General features: G+C 72.6%; 24 protein-coding genes. 11 read left to right on the top strand and 13 right to left on the bottom strand.

Going from position 1 to position 24057, the window contains the following annotated elements; all coding sequences use genetic code 11:
• Positions 1 to 2: 2 nt before the first annotated feature.
• From AB0411_RS35695 to AB0411_RS35675, 5 genes are all read right to left on the bottom strand, one after another.
• Positions 3 to 1787 carry a glycoside hydrolase family 15 protein gene (locus AB0411_RS35695; protein WP_366421398.1) on the bottom strand — a complete coding sequence of 595 codons (1785 nt, stop codon included), beginning with the start codon at positions 1785 to 1787 and terminating at the stop codon, positions 3 to 5.
• Positions 1788 to 1841: 54 nt separating this feature from the next.
• Positions 1842 to 2669 (bottom strand): SURF1 family cytochrome oxidase biogenesis protein, encoded by an 828-nt coding sequence (locus AB0411_RS35690; protein WP_366421397.1) that lies wholly within the window; start codon positions 2667 to 2669, stop codon positions 1842 to 1844.
• 106 nt (positions 2670 to 2775) lie between these two features.
• On the bottom strand, positions 2776 to 3009 hold the full coding sequence (locus AB0411_RS35685) for a hypothetical protein (RefSeq protein WP_030087516.1): 234 nt from the start codon (positions 3007 to 3009) through the stop codon (positions 2776 to 2778).
• A 63-nt stretch (positions 3010 to 3072) separates the two neighbouring features.
• Positions 3073 to 4110 carry a DEDDh family exonuclease gene (locus AB0411_RS35680; RefSeq protein ID WP_403152690.1) on the bottom strand — a complete coding sequence of 346 codons (1038 nt, stop codon included), beginning with the start codon at positions 4108 to 4110 and terminating at the stop codon, positions 3073 to 3075.
• A gap of 136 nt (positions 4111 to 4246) precedes the next feature.
• Positions 4247 to 4951, bottom strand: coding sequence for a Type 1 glutamine amidotransferase-like domain-containing protein (locus AB0411_RS35675; RefSeq protein WP_403152693.1), 705 nt, complete (start codon positions 4949 to 4951; stop codon positions 4247 to 4249).
• 132 nt (positions 4952 to 5083) lie between these two features.
• Here AB0411_RS35675 and AB0411_RS35670 point away from each other — a divergent pair, with 132 nt between their 5' ends.
• The 3 genes from AB0411_RS35670 to AB0411_RS35660 are packed head-to-tail and all read left to right on the top strand — an operon-like array spanning position 5084 to position 8338.
• Complete coding sequence (locus tag AB0411_RS35670; RefSeq protein ID WP_366421395.1) at positions 5084 to 5983, top strand: sterol desaturase family protein; 900 nt, start codon at positions 5084 to 5086, stop codon at positions 5981 to 5983.
• Positions 5980 to 6696, top strand: a complete 717-nt coding sequence (locus AB0411_RS35665) for a lysoplasmalogenase (protein ID WP_366421394.1) — start codon at positions 5980 to 5982, stop codon at positions 6694 to 6696. Before AB0411_RS35670 ends, AB0411_RS35665 begins: the two co-directional genes overlap by 4 nt.
• A gap of 10 nt (positions 6697 to 6706) precedes the next feature.
• On the top strand, positions 6707 to 8338 hold the full coding sequence (locus AB0411_RS35660) for a TIGR03086 family metal-binding protein (protein ID WP_366421393.1): 1632 nt from the start codon (positions 6707 to 6709) through the stop codon (positions 8336 to 8338).
• Positions 8339 to 8384: 46 nt separating this feature from the next.
• On the opposite strand, the gene AB0411_RS35655 is transcribed toward AB0411_RS35660, so the two are convergent.
• Together AB0411_RS35655 and AB0411_RS35650 are read right to left on the bottom strand one after the other, a co-directional pair.
• Positions 8385 to 9899 (bottom strand): S8 family serine peptidase, encoded by a 1515-nt coding sequence (locus tag AB0411_RS35655; RefSeq protein ID WP_366421392.1) that lies wholly within the window; start codon positions 9897 to 9899, stop codon positions 8385 to 8387.
• A gap of 196 nt (positions 9900 to 10095) precedes the next feature.
• Complete coding sequence (locus AB0411_RS35650) at positions 10096 to 10293, bottom strand: hypothetical protein (protein WP_366421391.1); 198 nt, start codon at positions 10291 to 10293, stop codon at positions 10096 to 10098.
• Between the two features lie 220 nt (positions 10294 to 10513).
• Between AB0411_RS35650 and AB0411_RS35645 the strand changes: the two genes are divergently transcribed.
• The 3 genes from AB0411_RS35645 (at position 10514) to moaA (ending at position 13666) form a co-directional block, all read left to right on the top strand.
• Positions 10514 to 10858, top strand: coding sequence for a DUF485 domain-containing protein (locus AB0411_RS35645; protein WP_366421390.1), 345 nt, complete (start codon positions 10514 to 10516; stop codon positions 10856 to 10858).
• Positions 10855 to 12492, top strand: coding sequence for a solute symporter family protein (locus tag AB0411_RS35640; protein WP_366421389.1), 1638 nt, complete (start codon positions 10855 to 10857; stop codon positions 12490 to 12492). The genes AB0411_RS35645 and AB0411_RS35640 overlap by 4 nt, the downstream gene beginning before the upstream one ends.
• A 184-nt stretch (positions 12493 to 12676) precedes the next feature.
• Positions 12677 to 13666: a GTP 3',8-cyclase MoaA gene (gene moaA / locus AB0411_RS35635; RefSeq protein WP_366421388.1), complete on the top strand. Its 990-nt coding sequence runs from the start codon at positions 12677 to 12679 to the stop codon at positions 13664 to 13666.
• A gap of 69 nt (positions 13667 to 13735) precedes the next feature.
• Here moaA and AB0411_RS35630 read toward each other — a convergent pair whose 3' ends face one another.
• Both AB0411_RS35630 and AB0411_RS35625 read right to left on the bottom strand, forming a co-directional pair.
• Positions 13736 to 13981, bottom strand: a complete 246-nt coding sequence (locus tag AB0411_RS35630) for a hypothetical protein (protein ID WP_366421387.1) — start codon at positions 13979 to 13981, stop codon at positions 13736 to 13738.
• Between the two features lie 230 nt (positions 13982 to 14211).
• Entirely contained in the window at positions 14212 to 14586 is a 375-nt protein-coding gene (locus AB0411_RS35625; protein ID WP_366421386.1) for a DUF3099 domain-containing protein, read from the bottom strand.
• A 221-nt stretch (positions 14587 to 14807) separates the two neighbouring features.
• Between AB0411_RS35625 and AB0411_RS35620 the strand changes: the two genes are divergently transcribed.
• Complete coding sequence (locus AB0411_RS35620; protein WP_366421385.1) at positions 14808 to 15086, top strand: GlsB/YeaQ/YmgE family stress response membrane protein; 279 nt, start codon at positions 14808 to 14810, stop codon at positions 15084 to 15086.
• 101 nt (positions 15087 to 15187) lie between these two features.
• Here the strand turns inward: AB0411_RS35620 and tyrS are convergent, their stop codons facing one another.
• The 3 genes from tyrS to AB0411_RS35605 form a co-directional block, all read right to left on the bottom strand.
• Positions 15188 to 16591, bottom strand: a complete 1404-nt coding sequence (gene tyrS / locus AB0411_RS35615; RefSeq protein ID WP_366421384.1) for a tyrosine--tRNA ligase — start codon at positions 16589 to 16591, stop codon at positions 15188 to 15190.
• 207 nt (positions 16592 to 16798) lie between these two features.
• On the bottom strand, positions 16799 to 18250 hold the full coding sequence (locus tag AB0411_RS35610) for a metallopeptidase TldD-related protein (RefSeq protein ID WP_366421383.1): 1452 nt from the start codon (positions 18248 to 18250) through the stop codon (positions 16799 to 16801).
• Positions 18247 to 19776 (bottom strand): TldD/PmbA family protein, encoded by a 1530-nt coding sequence (locus AB0411_RS35605; protein WP_366421382.1) that lies wholly within the window; start codon positions 19774 to 19776, stop codon positions 18247 to 18249. The genes AB0411_RS35610 and AB0411_RS35605 overlap by 4 nt, the downstream gene beginning before the upstream one ends.
• Before the next feature lie 294 nt (positions 19777 to 20070).
• On the opposite strand from AB0411_RS35605, the gene fabG reads away from it, so the two are divergent.
• Both fabG and fabI read left to right on the top strand, forming a co-directional pair.
• Entirely contained in the window at positions 20071 to 20775 is a 705-nt protein-coding gene (gene fabG, locus AB0411_RS35600) for a 3-oxoacyl-[acyl-carrier-protein] reductase (RefSeq protein ID WP_366421381.1), read from the top strand.
• Positions 20776 to 20780: 5 nt separating this feature from the next.
• The gene (fabI, locus tag AB0411_RS35595) at positions 20781 to 21551 is read left to right on the top strand and encodes an enoyl-ACP reductase FabI (protein ID WP_088797049.1); all 771 of its coding nucleotides are present in this window, start codon (positions 20781 to 20783) and stop codon (positions 21549 to 21551) included.
• A gap of 74 nt (positions 21552 to 21625) precedes the next feature.
• Here fabI and AB0411_RS35590 read toward each other — a convergent pair whose 3' ends face one another.
• A complete protein-coding gene (locus AB0411_RS35590; protein WP_366421380.1) occupies positions 21626 to 22309 on the bottom strand; it encodes a FadR/GntR family transcriptional regulator in 684 nt (227 codons plus the stop codon).
• Positions 22310 to 22454: 145 nt separating this feature from the next.
• On the opposite strand from AB0411_RS35590, the gene AB0411_RS35585 reads away from it, so the two are divergent.
• Complete coding sequence (locus tag AB0411_RS35585) at positions 22455 to 23795, top strand: CynX/NimT family MFS transporter (RefSeq protein WP_366421379.1); 1341 nt, start codon at positions 22455 to 22457, stop codon at positions 23793 to 23795.
• A gap of 16 nt (positions 23796 to 23811) precedes the next feature.
• Entirely contained in the window at positions 23812 to 23928 is a 117-nt protein-coding gene (locus tag AB0411_RS35580; protein WP_263295963.1) for an SGM_5486 family transporter-associated protein, read from the top strand.
• Positions 23929 to 24057 lie beyond the last annotated feature (129 nt).

The following is a 24057-nucleotide window of genomic DNA, read 5'->3' as shown; positions in this document are numbered from 1 at the left end:
CCCTAGTCTGCCCCTGCCCCGTCCTGCAGTCCGAAGGCGGTCCCCACCAGACCGATGTGGCTGAAGGCCTGCGGGAAGTTGCCCAGCTGCCGGCCGGCCGCCGGGTCGTACTCCTCGGAGAGCAGCCCCAGGTCGTTGCGCAGGTCCAGCAGCCGCTCGAACATCTCCCGGGCCTCGTGCGGCCGCCCGCTCAGCCGCAGGGCGTCGACCAGCCAGAACGAGCAGGCCAGGAAGGTGCCCTCGTCGCCCGGCAGCCCGTCGACCGAGCCGCCCTCGGTGCTGTACCGGCGCACCAGCCCCTCGTGCGTGAGTTCCCTGCGCACCGTGTCGACGGTGCTGACGACCCGGGGGTCGTTCCCCGGCAGAAAGCCGACCCGGGGGATCAGCAGGGTCGCCGCGTCCAGCTCCGTCGAGCCGTAGAACTGGGTGAAGGTGCCGCGGTCGGCGTCGTAGCCCTGCTCGCACACCTCCCGGAACACCTCCTCGCGCATCGCCCGCCAGCGGTCGACGTCCCCGCCCAGCTTCGGGTTCGTCTCCAGCGCCCACACCGCCCGGTCGGCCGCAACCCAGGCCATGACCTTGGAGTGCACGAAGTGCCGGCGCGGTCCGCGGATCTCCCACAGCCCCTCGTCGGGGTCGCGCCAGGTGGACTCCAGGTAGTCCACCAGCGCGCGCTGGATGCTCCAGGCGTGCGGCTCCGACGGCAGCCCCGCGGTGCGCGCGATGTGGAAGGAGTCGAGCACCTCGCCGTAGACGTCGAGCTGACGCTGTTCGACGGCGGCGTTGCCGATGCGTACGGGCACGGAGTCGGCGTATCCGGACAGCCAGGGCAGCTCGGCCTCCGGCAGCCGCCGCTCGCCGGACAGCCCGTACATGATCTGCAGGTCGTCGGGGGCACCGGCCACCGCGCGCAGCAGCCAGTCCCGCCAGGCGCCGGCCTCCTCCAGATACCCGGCGGAGAGCAGGGAGTTCAGGGTGAGGCTGGCGTCGCGCAGCCAGCAGTAGCGGTAGTCCCAGTTGCGCACGCCGCCCAGCTCCTCGGGCAGCGAGGTGGTGGGGGCCGCGACGATGCCGCCGGTGGGGAGGTAGGTGAGCGCCTTGAGGGTGATCAGCGAGCGGATCACGGCCTCGCGGTAGGGGCCGGTGTAGCGGCAGCGCGCGGACCAGGCCTGCCAGTCGTCCAGGGTGTCCTGGAGCGCCTCGAACGGGTCGATCCGGGTGGGCCGGGGCTCGTTCGAGGGGTGCCAGGTCAGCACGAAAGCGGTGCGCTCGCCCGCGGTGACGGTGAAGTCCGTGCGGGTGCTGAAGTCCTTGCCGTAGGTGGTGCTCCGCTCCGGGGTGCGCAGCCACACCGAGTCCGGTCCGGCGACGGCGACCCGGCAGCCCTCGGTGGCCCGCACCCAGGGCACCACCCGGCCGTAGTCGAACCGCAGCCGCAGCACCCCTCGCATCTCGACGCTGCCGCTCAGGCCCTCGACGATCCGTACGACATCGGGCTGGCGGTCGCGCTGCGGCATGAAGTCGATGACCCGGACGCTGCCCGTGGGGGTCTCCCACACGGTGTCCAGGATCAGCGAGTCGCCGCGGTAGGAGCGCTCGGCGCGTGCCTCGGGGGACAGGGGGGACAGCCGCCAGTGGCCGTTGTCCTTGTGGCCCAGGAGCGCGGCGAAGCAGGCCCCGGAGTCGAAGCGCGGCAGACACAGCCAGTCGATGGAGCCGTCGCGGCCGACGAGCGCGGCGGTCTGCAGATCGCCGATGAGCGCATAGTCCTCGATATGTGGGTGCACTCAGCGGCTTTTCCCGCGCGGCGGGTGCGCCACGCGGGGTGGCGGCTGTACGGGCTACCCGTGGGCCGGGACCGCCGCCGTGTCCTCGTCGGCGTCCTCGGGCTCCCGGGCCGCCCCGGCCTCCGCGGCGGCGGCCTCCGCGCGGTCGCGGCGCTCCCGGCGGACCAGGACGACCCAGCCGACCGGCACCGCCGCCGCGAACAGCCACCACTGGATCGCGTACGCCATGTGCGGGCCGATGGAGTCGTGGTCCGGCTCCGGCACCAGCTCGGGCTTGCCGCCGGGCGGCTCGGGCCCGGTCTGCTCGATGTAGCCGCCGAGCAGCGGCCGCCCCATCCGGGGCGTGAGCTCCTTGCTGTTGATCAGCATGATCTGGCGGGCGGGCAGGCCCTTGGTGTCCTTGATGCCGCTGACGGCGGTGGTCTCGTCGGCCATCATCCGGCCGGTCACGGTGACCTTGCCCTTGGGGGCGGCCGGGACGTCCGGGAACCTGGTCAGGTCGTTGCCCGCCGAGATCCAGCCCCGGTTGACCAGCACGCCCCGGCCGTCGCCGAGCACCAGCGGGGTCAGGACGTAGTAGCCGATGCTCTGTTCGTCGGCGGCGGTGCGCTGGCGGACCACGACCTCGTGCGCGGTGTCGTAGGTGCCGGTGGCGGTGACCGTGCGCCACATGTCGTGGTGCGGCAGGACCCGGCCGGGCGCGGCCAGCTCGGTGACCGGGACCGGCCTGGCGGCCAGGCTGCTCGCGATCAGCTGGTTCTGCGCCACCTTGTGCTCATGGCGGTGGAGCTGCCAGAAGCCCAGCTTGATCATGACGGGGATCAGCACGAGAGCCAGAAGGGTGACGATCACCCACTGCCGGGACAACAGGAAGCGGTACACGGCCTCGACGGTACCTGGGGCGCCGCAGCGCCCGGGCCGCGGGTCCCCCGGGCAGTGCCGGGGAGGCCCGGGGCGCCGTCCGGGCCGGACCGGCGGGCCCGGCGGCTCAGACCCGGTCGACGATGCCCACCCTCCCGTCCGACCGGGCGCAGTGCGCACCGCAGTACCACTGCCCGTCGGCCTCGACGCCCTGGCCGATGATCTGGCACCGGCAGTGCTCACAGATCGGCGCCATGCGGTGGATGGCGCAGGCGAAGCAGTCGAAGACGTGCACCGCGCCCTGCGCGTGCACCTCGAACGTCATGCCGTATTCGTTTCCGCAGACCTCACAACGTGCCATGCGCCACAGGGTGCGGGCGGCGCCCCCGCGGGAGGCGGTGCCGGCGGGTGTGTTGGGCGGGCTTCACCCGGACGCAGGCGGCGAGCCCGCCGGCTCGACGTCCTGCAGCAGCTGCATGAAGGCGGCCTCGTCGATGACGACCGTGCCGTACGAGGCGGCCTTGGCGGTCTTGGAGGTCCGGGCGTCGGGGTCGTTGGTCACCAGCAGGCTGGTCAGCCGGGACAGGCTCGTGGCGACATGCAGGCCGGCCTCGATCGCCCGGTCCTCCAGCAGCTCGCGGTCGACGGAGGTGTCGCCGGAGAAGGCGACCCGCATCCCCTGGACCAGCCGGCCGCCGGCCTCGTAGCGCCCCGGGTTGGGGTACGGGCAGGCCGGGCGCTTGCGGGAGGGCCGCCAGGAGGTGGGGCGGTACGCCGTGGCGGTGGAGTGCTGCCGGGGTCCGGGGGCGTCCGACCACTCCGTCAGCGGCTGGCAGCTCAGCAGCGGCAGCCGCAGGTTCTCCCGCGCGGCGCGGTGCAAACTGGGACGGAACGACTCGGCCAGCACCCGCGCGTCGTCCAGCGCGTGGTGGGCGCGCTCCTGCACCACGCCGTAATGGGCGGCGAGGGACTCCAGCTTGTGGTTGGGCAGCGGGAGCCGCAGCTCCTTGGACAGCGCGATGGTGCACAGCCGCTGCCGGACCGGTGCCGTCGCCGCGGCGCGGGCGTACTCGCGGGCGATCATCGACCAGTCGAACATGGCGTTGTGCGCGACCAGCACCCGGTCGGCCAGGCGCCGGGACAGCTCCGGGGCGATCTCGGGGAAGAGCGGGGCGTCGGCCAGCACGGCGCTGGTGAGCCCGTGGATCCAGACCGGCCCCGGGTCCCGCTGCGGGTTGACGAGGGTGTACCAGTGGTCCTCGACCTCGCCCTGTGCGTCGAGTTGGTACACGGCCGCGGAGATGATCCGGTCGTCACGGGCCAGGCCCGTGGTCTCGACGTCGACCACCGCGTACCCCTGGGGATAGGCGGACGGCCAGGGGGCCGGCGGCGTCTGCGGGCCCGGCTGCTGGCCGATCTTCGGCGCGATCGGGTCGGCTGCTGCCATGCGGTCTTCGAGCATGGTCATTGAGGATACGGGCCGCCACTGACAGCCACCGAACCGGCGTGGGGCGCGCGGGCCGGTCGCGCGCCCCACGCGCCGTAGTCCCGGGGGCTCCACCGGAGTTGACGGCGGGCCGGGTCGTCGGCGCCCTGCGCTACGTCCCCAGCAGCCGGGCCGGCCGGACCGCCTCCGCCGCCGCACCGTCCGCGCCGATGTCCACCCGGCGGAGCGTGGCGCCCGGCCTGCGGGTGACGCCGCCTCGACGAGGCGGCCGCCGGCGAACAGTGCGGCGGCGCCGTCGTCGACCGCCCAACCTCCCGGCAGGGCACGGTCGTTGACCGCCGCCAGATAGCCGGGCCGGCGCCGGCTCGCTGTCGTAGTGCGGGCAGAGGCTGCCCGGCAGCAGTCCCAGCCCGTCGGCCAGCGGCACCGGCGGGCCGAACGAGTCCGAGTACGCGGCCTCGAACCAGCAGCACGCCCCGGCGCTGATGCCGCACAGCAGCACCCCCGCCCCGTACGCCTCGCGCAGGATCGTGTCCAGGCCGTGCACCCGCCAGACGGCAAGCATGTTGGCGGTGTTGCCGCCCCCGACGTACACGATGTCCTGAGCGAGGACGAATGCCCGCAGATCGGTCACGGAGCGTCGGAACGGTTCCAGGTGGACCGGCTCGCAGGCGCGCGCGGCGAACGCCGCGTGGAACCCCTCGATGTACCCCGGCGCGTCGCCGCTCGCGGTCGGCAGGAAGCAGACCTTCGGCCGGGGTCGCCCCGAGGCCTCCAGTACGAAGTCGTCGAGCAGGGTGTCGGGGTCGTCGGAGAAGCCGCCGCCGAGCAGGGCGATGGTCGGTGTGCGGGGCATGGGACCTCGATTCCGGTCGTCGTCGGGACCTCCCGCCGTGCCGTCGCCGCGGAGCAGCTGACGGCACGTCTCACATACTTCTCAGTAACAACCCCTAGCGGCGCCGCCGTCCACCGATTTATGGTGCGGGACATGCCGCACCTGCCCGATGTCGTGTTGTGGTCCGTACCTGCCTTCGTCCTGCTCACCGTGGTGGAGATGGTGAGCTACCGCCTGCATCCCGACGAGGAGGCGGAGGGCTACGAGGCCAAGGACGCCGCCACCAGCGTCGGCATGGGGCTCGGCAGCCTCGTGTTCGACGCGCTGTGGAAGATCCCGATCGTGGCGATCTACGCGGCGGTCTACGAACTCACCCCGCTGCGGATACCCGTGCTGTGGTGGACGCTGCCCCTGATGCTGCTCGCCCAGGACTTCTTCTATTACTGGTCGCACCGCGGCCACCACGTCATCCGCGTCCTGTGGGCCTGCCACGTGGTGCACCACTCCAGCGAGAAGTTCAACCTCACCACCGCCCTGCGCCAGCCCTGGACGACCTGGACCGTCTGGCCCTTCTACGTCCCGATGATCGCCCTCGGCGTCCATCCGGCCGCGATCGCCTTCACCTCCGGGGCCAATCTCGTCTACCAGTTCTGGGTGCACACCGAGCGGATCGGCAAACTGCCCCGCCCCGTCGAGTTCGTGTTCAACACCCCCTCCCACCACCGCGTCCACCACGCCTCACAGGGCGGCTACCTGGACCGCAACTTCGGCGGGATCCTCATCATCTGGGACCGGATGTTCGGCTCGTTCGTCGCCGAGACGGAGCGGCCGGTCTACGGGCTCACCAAGAACGTCAACAGCTTCAACCCGCTGCGGGTGGCCACCCATGAGTACGCCGCCATCGCGCGCGACATACGGGCCGCGGACAGCTGGCGCGAGCGCGCCGGGCGGGTGTTCCGCGGGCCGGGCTGGCAGCCGGCCGTGCCGGCCCCCGCGGGGCAGACCCCGACGGACACCGGAGCGCGCACCTCCGTCCAGGAGCCGGCCGCGTGACGGCACGGTGGCCGCGGGCCGTACGACCGCTGCTGTGGGCGGGCGCCGCACTGGCCGTCGTGCACCTGGCGGCGCTGCTCGGGCACGTCACGGCGATGGTGCAGGTCACCAAGCCCGCGCTGATGCCGGTGCTGGCCGCCTGTGTGCTCGCCCGCGGCGGCCCCCGGCTGCTCGCCGGTGCGCTGCTGTGCGGCTGCGGTGGCGACACCTTCCTCCAGATCGGCGGGGACCTCGCCTTCCTGGTGGGAATGGGCTCCTTCGCCGCGGGACACGTCTGCTACCTGCTGCTGTTCGCCCGGCACGGGACGTCCCCCGGGCCCGGCCGGCGGGGCCGGATGGCCGCGGCCGGCGCCGCGTACGCCGTGCTGCTCGCCGGCACGGTCGCGCTGCTGTGGCCGGACCTCCCGGCCGATCTGCGGATCCCGGTCGCCGGCTACAGCCTGCTGCTCACCGCGATGGCCTTCGGCGCGCTCCGCGCGGGCCCCCTGGCCGCCGCGGGCGGACTGCTCTTCCTCCTCTCCGACACCCTGATCGCCGGCGGCATCGCCCACTGGCCGCAACTCCCGGCCCCCCAGTTCTGCATCATGCTCACCTACGTCGCGGCCCAGTACGCCCTGGCCGGCGGCGTACTGCGGGCCGCCGGCGCGGCTCCCGGCCCCGCACCGCAGCCCGGCGAGGAGCCGGTCCCGGCGGCCGGACACGGCGCCGCTTGAGTCTCCCCCCGTGGGAGACCCGACAGTGGAGCCCATGTACGAGGACGGCACGGGCCTGCTCACCATCGGCGCACTGGCGCGCCTGACCGGCGTTCCGGTGAAGACCATCCGGAACTGGTCGGACCAGGACCTGCTGCCGCCCGCCGCCCGCACCCCCGCGGGCTACCGGCTCTACGGCCCGGCGGCGCCGGCCCGCCTGGAGCTCGTGCGCAGCCTGCGCGACCTGGGCATCGGGCTCGCGGCCATCCGGGCCGTGCTGCACCGCGAGCGCACCATCGTCGAGACGGCCGGCCAGGGGGCGGACGCGCTGGACGCGCGGATACGCACCCTGCGGCTGCGGCGCGCCGTGCTGCGTGCGGTGGCCCTGCGGGGGAGCGCAGCAGAGGAGCTGCCGCACATGACCGAACTGGCCCGCCTGTCGGACCGGGAACGCCGCCGGATCATCACGGACCTCGTCGAGGACGCCCTCGACGGGGTGCCCGCCCCCGCCTACCGCAGCGGCCTGCTGGCCGCGGTTCCCGATCTGCCCGACGACCCCACCCCCGAGCAGATCGACGCCTGGACCGCATTGGCCGCCCTGGTCCGCGAGCCGGAACTACGGGCGGCGCTGCGCCGGCTGGCCGAGTACAGCGCCCGTACGGCACCGGAGGGGGAGGCGCGCCCCGCGGGGGAGCCGGACCCGGCCGGCCAGGAGCGGGCCGCGGTGCGCGTCGCCGAGCTGATGCGCGAGCGCGGCGAGGCGGCCGTCGCGGCCGGCATCGCCCCGGACTCCCCGGCGGCCGGGCCCGTCGTCGCCGAGCTGGTCGCCGCCTGGATCCCCACCCAGGCCGGCACCGCCGACCCGCCCGCCGAGGACGGCCCGCGGGCCCGCGGCCGGCTGCTGGAGCAACTGGAGACCGCCACCGAACCGGCCGTCGAGCGCTACTGGCAGCTGGTGTGCACCGTCACCGGCCGGCCCGCGCCGCCCCGCTGGGGCATCGCCGGCGCCTGGACCACGGCCGCGCTGCGCGCCCACCGCCGCCCGTACCGGCTGGACCGTTCCGCGTTCGAGGGCACCGACCCGGACCGGGTGCTGCACGCCTACGCGCAGGTGATCCGGGACGTCGGCGCCCTGGTCGCGGCCGTGCCGCCCGAGGACCTCGCACTGCCGACACCGTGCGCGGGCTGGAACGTACGGCAGCTGCTCGACCACATGGTGTGGGAGAACCTGATGGCCGCCTCGATCGCCGAGGGCACCCCGCGCGACGACCCCGCCGCCGACCACCTCGGCGACGACCACCGCGCCGCCTTCGAGGACTCCGCCCGCGCCGCCCTCGCCGCCTTCACCGGCAGCGGAATGCTCCACCGCACCTTCGGCCCCTACGAGGCGCCCGGCGCGATGCTCGTCCAGCAGGTCGTGGTCGAACTCCTCGCCCACGGCTGGGACCTGGCACGGGCGACGGGCGCGCCCACCGCGCCGGCGCCCCGGGTCGCCGAGGAGACCCTGGCCGCGGCCCGCCGGATCTACGGCGGCGTGCCGCGCACCGAGGGCGCCTCGTTCGCCCCGGAGCGGCCGGTCCCGCCCGGTGCGAGCGCCACGGACCGGCTGGCGGCCTTCCTCGGCCGCGACCCCGCCCGCACCGCAGGGAAAAGGGCCGGGTGACGCACCACCCGGCCCTTCCCCGTCCGTACCGGAAACCGCCCGGACGTTACTTCTTCACCGCGTCCAGCGCGTCGACGATGCCGTAGCCGAAGTGGCTGTTGACGTGCTTGGTGCCGGTGCAGGTGGCGTCACCCGTGGGGCAGCCGGGGTTGTCCGCCTGCTCCTTGAGGAGCCACTGGATCTCCTGCGGGCCGGCCTTCGGGTGGGCGCTCTTGAGCAGCGCCGCGACGCCCGCGACGTGCGGGGTCGCCATGGACGTGCCGGCCAGGTAGGCCCAGTCACCGCCCGGCATGGTGGAGAGGATGTTGCCGTTCTTGGCGGGCAGCTCGGGCACCTGCCGCGAGTCGCCGCCCGGCGCGGCCACGTCGATCTGGCCGAGGCCGTAGTTCGAGTAGTACGACTTGAGCTTGTTGACGCCGGCCGCCGCGACCGTCACCGTGCCCGGCAGCTGGGTGGGAACGTCCCAGCAGGTCTTCGGGTTGATGGTGCGCTCGACCGGGGTGGAGTCGTTCGGGCTGGAGGCGTCGGGGAGCTGGGGCGCCGCCAGGTCGAGGCCGGAGTTGCCCGCCGCGGCGATGTTGATCGCCCCCTTGCGCTGGGCGTAGCTCGCCGCACGGCCGACCGCGTCGATGATGGCGGCCTGGTCGGCGTCGTCCTTGCAGTTGAACATCCACGGGTCGACGTAGTAGCTGTTGTTGGTGACCTCGACGCCGTGATCGGCCGCGAAGACGAAGGCGCACACCACGCTCTCGGCGTAGAACAGGCTCGTCTCCGGCTCGCTGACCTTGAGGGCGGAGATCTTCACGCCCGGCGCGACACCCGCCACGCCGACGCCGTTGCGGGCCGCGGCGATCGTGCCCGCGACATGGGTGCCGTGGTAGTCCTCGTCCGGGTTCCAGGGGCGCCAGGCGCCCTTGGAGGTGTCGGCCACGCCGCCCACGCAGTTGGCGGACTGCTTCGCGGAGAAGTTGGCCTTCAAGTCGGGGTGGGTGTCGTCCACACCGGTGTCGATGATGGCGACGGTGACCTTCTTGCTGCCCGGGTTCACCTTCGCGGCCTTGTCGGCCTTGATGGCGGGCAGGTCCCACTGCAGCGGTTCGAGCGGCTCCTCGCCGTTCGCCTTCGCCGCCTTGCCGGCCGCCGCCAGCTGGGACTTCGGCAGGTCGATCTTCTGCGGCTTGCCGATGTCGGTGGTGCCCTGCGCCTTCAGCGGCGCGGTGCGGGTCGCGCCCGCCGACTGCACACCGGGCACCGTGCGCACGGTGGTGGCGAACTGGGGGTTGGCCGAGTGGACGACGATCACGCCTATCTGCTCATGGGCGACGATCACCTTCCCGCCGGCCTTGGCTATCGCCTTCTCGACCTTGCCGACCGTGGCATGGCCGGGCGTGGTGTTCACGACGTACGACAGCAGCGGGCCGTCGGCCGAGGCCGCTGCGGCCGGGGCGGAGTCCTGGGACGCGGCGGTGGCCGCGTGCGGGAGGAAACCGAGGGACGCGGTCAGAGCCAGTCCGAGCGGTACGGCCAGCGCCCGCATGCGTCTGGATCGGGGATGTGCCATGGATACTCCACATCATCCGTGAGACCGCCCGTGCACGGCGTGCGCACGGGCGGATGCAATGAGATGTGAAGTTATCGGCGATCACTCCTGTGCAGCAATGGAATGGGGCGAAAAAACGGGGAGAAAACCCGCCAGGAGTGCGGAATTGATAGCGCGTCAGCCGATCTCGGCCCGTATGAGCACCCGTCAGGGCCGGTCAGTCGTGGCGCCGCAGGGCGGTGATGCTCAGCGGGGGCAGCGCGATCCGCGGACCGTACCAGCGGCGCGCGGTGCCGTCCGCGCCCGGCCGCGGCTCCGACGGGGCGAGGGGGAGCGGCGCCGGCAGGCGGATGCTGCCGTAGGGGCGCCGGCGGGGAGCGGGTGGCTGCGGGGCCTGCTGGGGCGGCGGATTCACACCGGGCTCAACGAAGCGCACCCCGGGCGGTGGCGGGCGGCGCCGGGTATTCCCCCGGTTTCTTCTGGGATTCAACCAACGCACCCCTGTCGTATCGTCTGACGCGCCTCTACGATGCGTGATCCAGATCACTTACGTGACCTTTACCGCCGACCGGGCCCCGCCCGGGCCGCTCCGCGAGGCCGGCCCGGGGACCTGCCCCTTCGCGTCAGGAGATTCCGTGAGCGCCGCACCTACCCTCGACCCGGGGACGCACGAACCGCCCGACTACATCCAGGTGCAGTCGAGCGCGGAATTCGACGAACTCCGCCGCGCACACCGCTCGTTCGCCTTCCCGCTGACCGTCGCCTTCGTCCTCTGGTACCTCGGGTACGTGCTGCTGTCGAGCTACGCCGGCGGCTTCATGGCCACCAAGGTCCTCGGCCACCTCAACGTGGCCTTCGTCCTCGGCATCGCCCAGTTCGTCACGACCTTCCTCATCGCCTGGTGGTACTCCCGGCACGCCGCCACCAAGCTCGACCCCAAGGCCGAGGCCATCAAGTCCCGCCTGGAAGGTGACGCATGAGCCCTCTGCACCGTCCCCTCGCGCTCGAACTCGCGGCCGGCGGCGCGGGCGAGCACCGCACCCTGATCGTCACCCTCTTCGCGGTCTTCGTCGCCGCCACCCTCGGGCTCACCGTCTGGGCCGGCCGGCAGACCAAGGGCGCGGAGGACTTCTACGCCGGCGGGCGGCAGTTCAGCGGCTTCCAGAACGGCCTGGCCATCTCCGGCGACTACATGTCCGCCGCGTCCTTCCTGGGCATCGCCGGCGCCATCGCCCTCTTCGGCTACGACGGCTTCCTCTACTCCATCGGCTTCCTCGTCGCCTGGCTCGTCGCGCTGCTCCTGGTCGCCGAACCGCTGCGCAACTCCGGCCGCTTCACCATGGGCGACGTCCTCGCCTACCGGATGCGCCAGCGCCCGGTCCGCACCGCCGCCGGCACCTCCACCATCATCGTCTCGATCTTCTACCTGCTCGCCCAGATGGCGGGCGCGGGCGCCCTGGTCACCCTGCTCCTGGGCATCACCAGCGAGGCGGGCAAGATCCTGGTGGTGGTCCTCGTCGGCGTCGTGATGATCCTCTACGTCACCATCGGCGGCATGAAGGGCACCACCTGGGTCCAGATGGTCAAGGCGGTGCTGCTGATCGCCGGCACCCTGCTGATCACCTTCCTGGTGGCGCTCAAGTTCCACTTCAACCTCTCCGACCTGCTCGGCGCGGCCGCCGAGAACAGCGGCAAGGGCTCCGCCTTCCTGGAGCCCGGCCTCAAGTACGGGGCCACCGCGACCTCGAAGATCGACTTCATCTCGCTGGGCCTCGCCCTCGTCCTGGGCACCGCGGGCCTGCCGCACATCCTCATCCGCTTCTACACGGTCCCCACCGCCAAGGCCGCCCGGAAGTCCGTGAACTGGGCGATCGGCATCATCGGCGTCTTCTACCTGATGACCATCGCGCTGGGCTTCGGCGCCGCGGCCCTGATCAAGCCCGAGACGATCACCGCCTCCAACAAGGCGGGCAACACCGCGGCCCCGCTCCTCGCCGAGGCGATCGGCGGCGGTGCCGGATCCACCGGCGGCGCCGTCCTGCTCGCCGTCATCTCCGCCGTCGCCTTCGCCACCATCCTCGCGGTGGTCGCCGGCCTCACCCTCGCCTCGTCCTCGTCCTTCGCGCACGACCTGTACGTCAACGTCCTGCGCAAGGGCAGGGCCACCGAGAAGGAAGAGGTCGGCGCGGCCCGCTGGGCGACCGTCGGCATCGGGGCCGTCGCCATCGTCCTGGGCGTCTTCGCCCGCGGCCTGAACGTCGCGGGCCTGGTGGCGCTCGCCTTCGCGGTCGCCGCCTCCGCCAACCTCCCGACCCTCCTGTACAGCCTGTTCTGGAAGCGCTTCACCACCCGGGGCGCCCTGTGGTCCATCTACGGCGGCCTGGTCTCCTCCGTCCTGCTGGTCCTCTTCTCCCCGGTCGTCTCCGGCAAGGAGACCTCGATGTTCCCCGGCGCCGACTTCGCCGTCTTCCCGCTGGAGAACCCGGGCCTGATCTCCATCCCGCTGGGGTTCCTGCTCGGCTGGCTGGGATCGCTGCTGTCCAAGGAGGAGCCGGACGCGCAGAAGTACGCCGAACTGGAGGTCCGCTCGCTGACCGGGACCGGAGCCCACTGAGGGCCTGCGGCTGAGCCGTCCCTACGGGACCCGGGCGGGGTGGCGTCGTAGAGATCTACGACGCCACCCCGCCCACCTCGTGCTTCTCATCTCTGCTGACTGTCACACCCATCGCGTAGGCTCGAAGACGTACTGATCCACCGGAGGAGAGGTACCGAGCCATCACTCTTGGGGAGGGGGCCCAGTGCTCATCGACACCTATGGTCGTGTGGCCACCGACCTGCGCGTTTCACTCACCGACCGGTGCAACCTGCGGTGCACCTACTGCATGCCGGAAGAGGGCCTGCAGTGGCTCGCCAAACCCGATCTGCTCACCGACGACGAGATCGTCCGGCTGATCGGCATCGCCGTGCGGGACCTGGGTATCGAAGAAGTCCGCTTCACCGGCGGTGAACCGCTGCTCCGCCCCGGTCTGCCCGGCATCGTCGAGCGCGTCGCCGCCCTCAGCCCGCGGCCCCAGATGTCGCTGACCACCAACGGCATCGGCCTGCAGCGCACCGCCACCGCCCTGCGCGACGCCGGCCTGGACCGGGTCAACGTCTCCCTCGACACCCTGCGGCCGGACGTCTTCCAGGCCATGACCCGCCGCAAGCGGCACGACGACGTCCTGCGCGGTCTGGAGGCGGCCCGCGCGGCCGGCCTGACCCCGGTCAAGGTCAACACCGTCCTGATGCCGGGACTCAACGACGACGAGGCCCCCGACCTGCTGGCCTGGGCCGTCGCCCATGACTACGAGCTCCGCTTCATCGAGCAGATGCCGCTGGACGCCCAGCACGGCTGGAAGCGCGAGGGCATGATCACGGCAGGCGACATCCTCGCCTCGCTGCGCACCCGCTTCACGCTCACCCCCGAGGGCGAGGAGGAGCGCGGTTCCGCGCCCGCCGAGCGCTGGATCGTCGACGGCGGCCCGCACCGCGTCGGGGTGATCGCCTCCGTCACCCGCCCGTTCTGCCGCGCCTGCGACCGCACCCGGCTGACCGCCGACGGCCAGGTCCGCACCTGCCTGTTCGCCACCGAGGAGACGGACCTGCGCACCGCGCTGCGCTCCGAGGCCCCCGACGACGAGATCGCCGCCCTGTGGAAGGGCGCGATGTGGGGCAAGAAGGCGGGCTCCGGCCTGGACGACCCGTCGTTCCTGCAGCCGGAGCGCCCGATGTCCGCGATCGGCGGCTGACCCGGTCCGCTGGGGTGACCGGCGGCTGGCCCGGTCCGCTTCGGCGGCCGGCGGCCGCCTAGGCCCGCCTCAGCGGTCGGCGGCCGACGCCTCCCACTCCTCCAGCGTCACGACATCCTTGAGGAAGCCGCGCACGCCGAGGAACTGCGACAGATGCTCCCGGTGCTCCTCGCAGGCCAGCCAGGTCTTGCGCCGGTCCGGGGTGTGCAGCTTCGGGTTGTTCCAGGCCAGCACCCACACCGCGGCGGCGCGGCAGCCCTTCGCGGAGCAGACGACGGCGCCCTCGGCGGCTTCCTGGGGATTCGGGGAGTTCACGGCCTCAACCCTACGTCCTGCGATCACCGCACCGGCTCCGGCCACCGCACCCCGCGGACCTGCGGACATGACGACGCCGGGCAGCCACGGGGGGAGCCGCCCGGCGTCGGTCCGTCGCTCCGACGGGGGATGCGGAGCGCGTACGCAGTATGTCACGGGGGATGGTGCCTGGTGCACCGGAACTCCATGATTGATCTGAGCTTTTCTTGAGCTTTGCAGACCGGTGCTGATCAGCTCGGGTCATGCGGCGCGGCGGAGGAGTCCGCCGCCGGCCGCTCCGGAACCGATTCCGCCGGAGCACGGTCCGCTCCCGGCGTCAGCATCGGCCGGGTCGGTCCCGCGATGAAGGTCTTCGGGAGCGAAGGGGCGTTCTCCCGGCCCGCGTTGGCGATCACCACCGCGATGTACGGCAGCGTCAGGCCCAGCACCAATGTCGCGATGGCGACGGGCCGTTCGATGTTCCACAGCACGACGGTGAGCACCACGGCCACCGTCCGCACCGCCATCGAGATCACATACCGGCGCTGCCGTCCGCGTACGTCCTCGGACAGGCCCTGCCTGGCCCCGGTGATCCGGAAGGCCTGGCCGCTGCTCTGCTTCCGCATCACGTTCCACCACCTGCTCAGTCGTGCCGGATTCTCCCCGGTATCCGGTCGGATTCCACGGTACGCCGCGACTGCGCCGCCTTCGAGACCGGGTGGTGCCCGTTTCGGCGGGGCCCGCACCGCACCGGTGCGTACGACGGTCCCCGGCGTGCGCCGTAGTCGATGCGGGGCGACACTGACGGGGCGAGTGTCATCTGCACCGTGGCGCAGGAGGAGTCGACATGACGTGGTTGTGGGCCATCATCGTGGGCCTGGTGCTCGGCCTGATCGCGAAGGCCATCATCCCGGGCAAGCAGCAGATCCCGCTCTGGCTGACGGTGATCTTCGGCATGCTGGGCAGTGTCCTCGGCAACTGGGTCGCCACCGGCATCGGGGTCAACGACACCAGGGGCATCGACTGGATCCGGCACTTGCTGCAACTGGCCGGCGCGATCGTCATCGTCGCCGTCGGCGACCGCCTCTGGGTCTCCATGCGGGACCGCAAGAAACACGCCGCCTAGGCGGTATCTCCCCGGTCAGGCCGGGCCCGCGGGCCCGGAGCCGTACGACGCGGGCGGCCGGAGCGCATTGATGCGCTCCGGCCGCCCGTACGTCTGCCGTCTCAGCGGCCGTCGAGCTGGGCCAGCTTCCGGCCGGCCTTGAGGTACGCGACCCCGGCCGTGTCCGCCAGCTTCTCGGTCAGGACCTCGCCCAGCGGACGGACCGAATCGGCCTCCGCCAGCACCAGGGTCTGCTGCCCGTCCTCGCCCTCCACGACCAGCCGCAGCGCGTTCTGCTTGGCCAGCCGCCGCGCCGCCGAGGCGCTGGGCGTGAACTCCAGGACCTTGGTCAGCACCGTCGCCACCGTCTCCGCGCCGTGCGCGGCGACATCGACGACCGGGAGCGAGTCCACGTCGGAGAACGACTTCTTGGAGAACTGCGCCACGAAACCGGCCCGCGCCGCCATCGCCGCCTCCAGGCCGTACAGCGCGGCCACGACCTCGCCCGCCAGGATCTTCTTGAGGTCCATCGGGTGCAGCGACCGGTCCGTGACCCGGCCCAGGACGAGGGCGATCTCCTCGTCCGTCCACTCCGTCCAGGCCTGCAGGTACGGCTCCATCAGCCGGTCCGGCACCGACATGATCTTGCCGAAGACATCGTCGGCGGGCGCGCCCAGCCCGACGTAATTGCCCTTGGACTTGGACATCTTGGCGCCGGTGCCGTCCGTGCCCTCGATCAGCGGCATCGTGACCACCAGCTGCGGCCGCTGCCCGCGCAGCTCCATCAGCTTGCGGCCCATCTGCAGATTGAGCAGCTGGTCGGAGCCGCCCAGCTCCACATCGCACTCCAGCGCCACCGAGTCCAGGCCCTGCGCGATGGGGTACAGCAGCTCCGTCATGGTCAGGCCGGAGCCGGCCGCCAGCCGGTTGCGGAAGTCCTCGCGCTGCAGCAGCTGGGAGGCCGGCACCTGGGCGAGCAGCATGAGCAGCTCGGGGAAGGTGTACGGCGCCAGCCACTCGCTGTTCTGCCGGAAGCTGACCTTCTCGAAGTCGAAGAAGGGCCGCACCTGTTCGCGGTAGGTGGCGAGGTTGTGCGCGATGTCCTCGTCGGTCAGCGGCGGACGCTCGGCGGTACGGCCCGACGGGTCGCCGATCTTGGCGGTGAAGTCACCGATGATCAGCGTGACGTCGTGGCCCAGCCGCTGGAACCGGCTCAGGACGATCAGCGGCACCGCATGCCCCAGGTGCACATCGGTCGCCGTCGGGTCGATGCCCAGCTTGATGTGCAGGCCCTTGCCGGCCGCCCGGCGCTCCTCGATCCGCTCGGCCAGCTGCTCCACGCCCGGCAGGACCTCGACCGTACGGGCCGCGATCAGCTCGGCCTGCTCCTTGGCGGGCAGGTCCGTCAGGTCGAGAGAGCGCCGGGCGCCCGTCTCCTGGAGCAGCTCCTGGACCGTGGCGTCCGAGGAGAGGTCGGCGGAGAGCAGGGCGGTGGCGCGGGCGACGGATTCGCCGAGGCGTGTCATGGCGTTCCTGATCGATCGTGGTTCCCAAACGGGAGGACAAGCGCACAGTCTATTCGCCCGGAGTGACACTCCGGCGCCGTCCGCCCCCGCGCCACGACCGTCCGGCGTCGGCCCGCCGGCCGCCCCTGGTGCGGCGGGCCCGTCGTCCGCCCCGGCCCGTGCGCCCGCCCGGCCGGCTCGTCACCGGCCGGGCGGGCGCCCGCGGCCTCACACCCCGCGGCTGACCGAGCTCATGTTGAAGTCCGGGACGCGCAGCGCGGGCATCGCGGCCCGGGTGAAGTAGTCGCCCCACTCGCGCGGCAGGGTCCGCTCCGTACGCCCCGCCTCCACCGCCCGGGACAGCAGGTCCACCGGCGACTCGTTGAACCGGAAGTTGTTCACCTCGCCGACCACCTCGCCCTGCTCGACGAGGTAGACGCCGTCCCGGGTCAGACCGGTCAGCAGCAGCGTCGCCGGGTCCACCTCGCGGATGTACCACAGGCAGGTCAGCAGCAGGGTCGGACCGTCATGGCCGGCGGCCGCCACCATCTCGTCCAGCGAACGCGAACCACCGCCCTCCAGGAGGAGGTTGTCGATGCCCGGCGCCACGGGGAGGCCGGTCAGCGCGGCGCTGTGCCGGGTGGTCGGCAGCCGGTGCAGCACGCCCTCGCGCAGCCACTCGGTGGCCGCCAGCGGCAGCCCGTTGTCGAAGACCGAGGCATCGTCGCCGGAGGAGTGCGCCAGGACGAACGGCGCGCACTCCAGACCGGCAGCCGAGGGGTCGCTGCGCAGCGTCAGCGGCAGCTCGCAGAGCCGCTCGCCCACCCGGGTGCCCGCCCCGGGGCCCGCCGGCCCGTTGCCGTCGGCCGGCCGGGAGAAGACCGTACGGCCCTCGGCGGCGTCCCGGGCCCCGGAGGACCACATCTGGTAGACGAGCAGGTCGGCGACGGCGGTCGGCGGCAGCAGGGTGTCGTAGCGCCCGGCGGGCAGCTCGATCCGCCGTTCGGCCCAGCCCAGCCGCCGGGCCAGCTCGTCGTCCAGCTCCCGCGGATCGACGTCGGTGAAGTCGCGGGTCGCGCGACCGGTCCAGGCCGAGCGGGGTCCGGCCGCGCCGGTACCTGCGGACTTGGCGTTCAGCTCCAGCGTCCCGGTGGGCTGGTCGTGCCGCAGCCGCAGCCCGGCGGAGTTCCCCAGGTACGACGAGACGATGCCGTGGTGGGCGAAGCCGTACAGTTCCCGGCCCCCGGCGCGGGCCTGCCGGAAGGACTCGCCCAGCGCCGGCGCGAACGCCGCGAACACCTCCGGGGAGGTCTCGGCGGGCGCCTCGGTGAAGTCGGCGGACACCTTCTCGCCGCCGACCAGCGGCTGCGCGTCCTCGGCGGGCCCGGCGTCCCGGGCGGCCGCCTCGGCGGCCCGCACCAGCGGCTCCAGGTCCTCCGCGGTCACCGCGGAGCGCGAGACCACGCCCGACGCGGTGCCCCGGCCGCCGTCCACGGTCGCCACGACGGTGACCGTGCGGCCACGGGTGACGCCGTTGGTGGTGAGCGCATTGCCCGCCCAGCGCAGATTGGCGCTGGAGTGCTCGTCGGCGATGACCACGCAGCCGTCGGCACGGGAGAGCTCCAGGGCCCGCTCGACGATCTCGTGCGGCCTGTTCCTGCGCGGCGTACGGGTGCTCATCGACCGGCCTCCTGCGTGGTGTTGAGAACGTTCACGCCCTCGAAGAGCGCCGACGGGCAGCCGTGCGACACGGCGGCCACCTGCCCCGGCTGGGCCTTGCCGCAGTTGAACGCGCCGCCGAGGACATAGGTCTGCGGTCCGCCGACGGCGGTCATCGAGCCCCAGAAGTCGGTGGTGGTCGCCTGGTAGGCCACCTCCCGCAGCTGCCCCGCCAGCCGCCCGTTCCGGATCGCGTACGCCCGCTGCTGGGTGAACTGGAAGTTGTAGCGCTGCATGTCGATCGACCAGGAGCGGTCGCCGACGAGGTAGATGCCGCGCTCGACGCCCGAGATCAGGTCCTCCGTGGACGGTCCGTCCGCCGCCGGCTGCAGGGAGACGTTCGCCATCCGCTGGACGGGGACATGGCCGGGGGAGTCCGCGTACGCGCAGCCGTTGGAGCGCGCGAAGCCGGTCAGCTGGGCGATCCTGCGGTCGAGTTGGTAGCCGACGAGGGTGCCGTCCTTGATCAGGTCCCAGGACTGGGCGGCCACCCCCTCGTCGTCGTAGCCGATCGTGGCGAGACCGTGTTCGGCGGTCCGGTCGCCCGTGACGTTCATGATCTCGGAGCCGTAGGCCAGCTTCCCGAGCTGGTCGAAGGTGGCGAACGAGGTGCCCGCGTACGCCGCCTCGTAGCCCAGGGCCCGGTCCAGCTCCGTGGCGTGCCCGATCGATTCGTGGATCGTCAGCCACAGGTTGGAGGGGTCCACCACCAGGTCGTAGGTGCCGGCCTCGACGCCCGGCGCGCGCATCTTCTCGGCGAGGTGCTCGGGGAGGCGGGCCAGCTCGCCGTCCCAGTCGTAGCGGCCGTCGGTGAGGTACTCCCAGCCGCGGCCGACCGGTGGGGCGAGGGTGCGCATCGAGTCGAAGTCGCCGCTCGCCGGGTCCACCGCGACCGCGGTCAGCTGCGGGTGCAGCCGCACCCGCTGCTGGGTGGTGCTGGTGCCCGCGCTGTCGGCGTAGAACTTGTTCTCCTGGACGGTCAGCAGCGCGGCGTCCGCATGGGCCACGCCCTCGGCGGCCAGCAGCCGCGCGCTCCACTCCGCCAGCAGCCCGCTCTTGTCGGCGTCCGCCACGTCGAACGGGTTGATCTCGTAGGAGGAGACCCAGGTGCGGTCCGGGTGGGCGGGCTCGTCGGCCAGCTCGACCCGCTCGTCGGAACCGGCGGCCCGGATGACCTTGGCCGAAAGTTTGGCCATCGCCACGGCCTGCGAGGCCACCCGCGCGGCCGCGTCCATGGTCAGGTCCACCCCGGAGGCGAAGCCCCAGGCCCCGCCGTGCACCACCCGGACCGCGTACCCGAGGTCGGTGGTGTCCGAGGTCCCGGACGTACGGGCGTCCCGCAGCCGCCAGGACGCGCTGCGGATCCGCTCCAGGCGGAAGTCCGCGTGGTCGGCGCCCAGCGCGCGGGCGCGGGCCAGCGCCGCGTCGGCCAGCGCGTGCAGCGGCAGCGCCAGGAATGTTTCGTCAACGGCATGGGGTGCAGGCAAGGAGTCCTCCCGTGGTCGGCGCCTGCATCATGCCCTGCCGGGCGTCCGCGGCCCAGGGTGTGGCGGTGCGGGGCGCCGGGAGTCGGCCAGGCGAGGGGGCCGGCGCCGGGGTGCCGGGCATCGGCGCGACACGGCCCGCGGGGGTGCCGGGATGCCCCGCCGCGGTGGCGGTTCTGTGGAGACCCGACAGTGACCGGCACGCGTGCCTGTCCGTGCTGGATTCCACCTGAGGGCTCCGCGACCGATAGTTTCTTATCGAACGCAGGACGGACTGGAAACGGAAAGGGTGATCTCTTGAGCCGCTCGGTTCTGGTCACCGGAGGTAACCGCGGCATTGGCCTCGCCATCGCCCGTGCCTTCGCCGAGGCAGGCGACAAGGTCGCCATCACCTACCGCTCGGGCGAGCCGCCCTCGGGGTTCTTGGCCGTGAAGTGCGACATCACGGACAGCGAGCAGGTCGAGCAGGCGTACAAGGAGATCGAGGAGAAGCACGGTCCGGTCGAGGTGCTGGTGGCCAACGCCGGCGTCACCCGTGACCAGCTGCTCATGCGGATGTCCGAGGAGGACTTCACCTCGGTCCTCGAAACCAACCTCACCGGCACGTTCCGGGTGGTCAAGCGCGCCAACCGGGCGATGCTGCGGGCCCGCAAGGGCCGCGTCGTGCTGATCTCGTCCGTGGTGGGCCTCATGGGCGGCGCGGGCCAGGCGAACTACGCCGCGTCCAAGGCCGGCCTGGTGGGCTTCGCCCGCTCGCTCGCCCGGGAGCTCGGCAGCCGCAACATCACCGTCAACGTCGTCGCACCCGGCTTCGTCGACACCGACATGACCCGCGTGCTCACCGACGAGCAGCGGGACGGCATCGTCAAGCAGGTGCCGCTCGCGCGGTATGCGCAGCCCGAGGAGATCGCCGCCTCGGTCCGCTTCCTGGCCTCCGACGAGGCCGCGTACATCACCGGAGCCGTCATTCCCGTCGACGGCGGATTGGGCATGGGTCACTGATCAGCATGAGTGGAATCCTTGCAGGCAAGCGCATCCTGGTCACGGGTGTCCTGACCGAGTCGTCGATCGCCTTCCAGGCGGCCAAGGTCGCCCAGAACGAGGGCGCCGAGGTCATCCTCACCGGCTTCGGCCGGCTCTCCCTCGTCGAGCGGATCGCCAAGCGGCTCCCCAAGGAAGCCCCGGTCATCGAGCTGGACGTCACCAACCAGGAGCACCTGGACGGCCTGGCCGACAAGATCCGCGAGCACCAGGGCGAGGGCGCCCGCCTCGACGGCATCGTGCACTCCATCGCCTTCGGCCCGCAGGGCGCCTTCAACTTCCTGGAGGCGGAGTGGTCGGACGTGGGCACCGCGGTGCAGGTCTCGGCGTACTCCTACAAGTCGCTGACCATGGCCTGCCTGCCGCTCATGGAGCACGGCGGCGCGGTCGTCGGCCTCACCTTCGACGCGCAGATCGCCTGGCCGAAGTACGACTGGATGGGCGTGGCCAAGGCGGCGCTGGAGAGCACCAACCGCTACCTCGCCCGTGACCTCGGTCCCAAGGGCGTCCGCTGCAACCTGGTCTCGGCCGGCCCCATCAAGTCGATGGCCGCCAAGTCCATCCCCGGCTTCGAGGAGCTGGCGGACGTGTGGAACCACCGCGCCCCGATCGGCTGGGACCTGGCCGACCCGGAGCCGGCCGGCCGTGGCGTCGTCGGCATGCTGTCCGACTTCTTCCCGCGGACGACGGGCGAGATCGTGCACGTCGACGGCGGTGTGCACATGATGGGTGCCTGACGCACCGACGCCTTTCCGCTGCCCGTTCCGGTCCGCCGGGGCGGGCAGCGGGCGTGTACGGGGCGCGGCCGGCGTCAGTCCCGTCCCAGGGGGCGGAGCCGGCAGCCGAAGGGATGCGCGCTCGCCTCGGCGGCGGCCCGCTCGCCGTCGCCCGCACGGATCGCCTCGACCAGCCGGGCATGGTCCATGTGCGCCTCCGGCCGGAGCTCCTCGCCCACGTCGGCCCGCAGGAAGTCCCGCAGCACGCCCCCGAGGTCGGCGTAGATCTCGGCCAGCACCTCGTTGTGCGAGGCCGCCACGATCGCCAGGTGCAAGGTCGCGTCCGCCTCCACGAAGGCCTCCGCGCGGCCGGACTCCCAGGCGCGCTCGCGCCGCTCCAGCAGGGCGTCGAGCTGCCGCAGGTCCTGCGCGGTGCGGCGCTCGGCGGCGAGCCGGGCGGCCGACGCCTCCAGGGCGCTGCGCAGCTCGGCGACGTGTCCGGGCTCGGCCGCCGCGAACCGGCGGTTCATCACCCCGGCCAGTTCGCTGGTCGCCACCACGTACGTGCCCGAGCCCTGCCGGATGTCCAGCAGACCGTTGTGCGCCAGCGCCCGTACGGCCTCGCGGACGGTGTTGCGGGCCACCCCGAGCTGCTCGACGAGCTCCGGCTCGGTCGGGATGCGGGCGCCCACCGGCCACTCGCCGGACGTGATCTGGGCGCGCAGCTGCGCGATCACCTGGTCGGCCAGTGCGGACCGGCGGGGCGAGGTCAGAGGCATGGCTGCGCTCCGGAAGGCAGGGGACGACGGACGGGGAGGGTGCGGCGCCGGCCGGACCCTTGCGGCCCCCGGCGCCGACCGGGCCAGCAGAGGGTATCGATATCGGCTGGACAAGCATTCATCCCATGATTCTATGATGGCGTCTATGGCAGACGACGACCTCGCGACCCTCGACCCCGCCGCCGGGCCCCGCACACCCGACGCCGGCCGGTCCGCCGGCGGCGCCGGAGCGCCCCTGCCGGCCCCCGGGGCGGCCGCCCCCGCCCCGGAGGGACTCCCGGCGACCGGGCCGGCCGGCCGCTGGCTGCCGCGGATCGTGATCGCCGGTCTCGTCCTGGCCGCGCTCAACCTCCGCCCGGCCATCACCAGCCTCGGCGCGCTCCTGGAGGAGGTCCGCGACGGCCTGGGCATGAGCGGCACCGTCGCCGGACTGCTGACCTCCGTACCCGCGCTGTGCTTCGCCGCCTTCGGCATCGCCGCACCCCGCCTGGCCAGGCGCTTCGGGCCCGGGGCTGTCGTCTGCGCCGGCATGGTCGCGATCACCGTGGGCGTCGCGGTGCGGCCCTTCGCCGGCGGCACCGGCGGCTTCCTCGCCGCCAGCGCGCTCGCCCTGGCCGGCATCGCGGTCAGCAACGTCCTGATGCCGGTCGTCATCAAGAGCTGGTTCGCCGACCGGGTCGGTTCGATGACCGGTCTCTACTCCATGGCGCTGGCGCTGGGCACCTCGCTCGCCGCGGCGCTCACCGTGCCCATGACCGAGTCCCTGGGCGGCAGTTGGCGGACCGGCCTGGCGGTGTGGGCGGTGCTCGCCGCGGTCGCCGTGCTGCCCTGGCTCGTGGTCGTCCGGCAGCGCGCGGGCGCCGCCCGGCCGGCCGCGGACGGCCCGGCCCGCACCCCCGAGAACCCCGTACGGATCACCGCGTCGCCGACCGCCTGGGCGCTGGCCGTCTTCTTCGGCCTGCAGGCCACCGCCGCCTACATCACGATGGGCTGGATGCCGCAGATCTTCCGCGACGCCGGGGTCTCGGCGGGCACCGCGGGGGTGCTGCTGGCGGTCACCATGGCGATGGGCGTCCCGCTCTCCTTCGTCCTGCCGCGGCTGGCGTCCCGGATGCGGCACCAGGGTCCGCTCGCGGTGCTGCTGGGCCTGTGCGGCCTGGCCGGTTACGCCGGGCTGTGGCTGGCACCGGCCGCCGGCGCCTGGGCCTGGGCGCTGCTGATGGGCATCTCCAACTGCGCCTTCCCGCTGGCCCTGACGATGATCGGGATGCGGTCGACCAGCTCCGCCGGGGTCGTCAAGCTCTCGGCCTTCGTGCAGAGCGTCGGCTATCTGATCTCCATCCCCGGCCCGCTGCTGGTCGGCACGCTCTACCAGCACAGCGGCGGCTGGGGGCTGCCGATCGCCCTGATGGCCGGGCTGATGGTGCCGCAGATCGCGGTGGGTGTGCTGGCCGGGCGGGACCGCCGGATCGAGGACGAGACCTGAGTGCGACACTGGGCGCATGCCAGTGCTCGAACCGAATCCGCAGGGCAGCCAGAAGAAGCTGCTCCTCGTCCTGGGCGTCATGCTCGGCGTGACCGTCGTCGTCGCGATCATCGCGAGTATCGCGGCGCCGTAGCGCGTCCGGGGCCCATCCCCTAGGGGATGGGCCTCAGGGGCGAGTGGGTGGCTTCCCGGATGGGAACGGCCGCCGGGGATCCGTAGCTTCGAAGTGCACCGCCGCAGCGGTGGGCGCGCCGTACGCCCG

The sequence above is a fragment of the Streptomyces angustmyceticus genome, from assembly GCF_040701845.1.
GTDB lineage: Bacteria > Actinomycetota > Actinomycetes > Streptomycetales > Streptomycetaceae > Streptomyces > Streptomyces angustmyceticus_A.
This window is presented reverse-complemented; position numbering and strand designations above follow the sequence as displayed.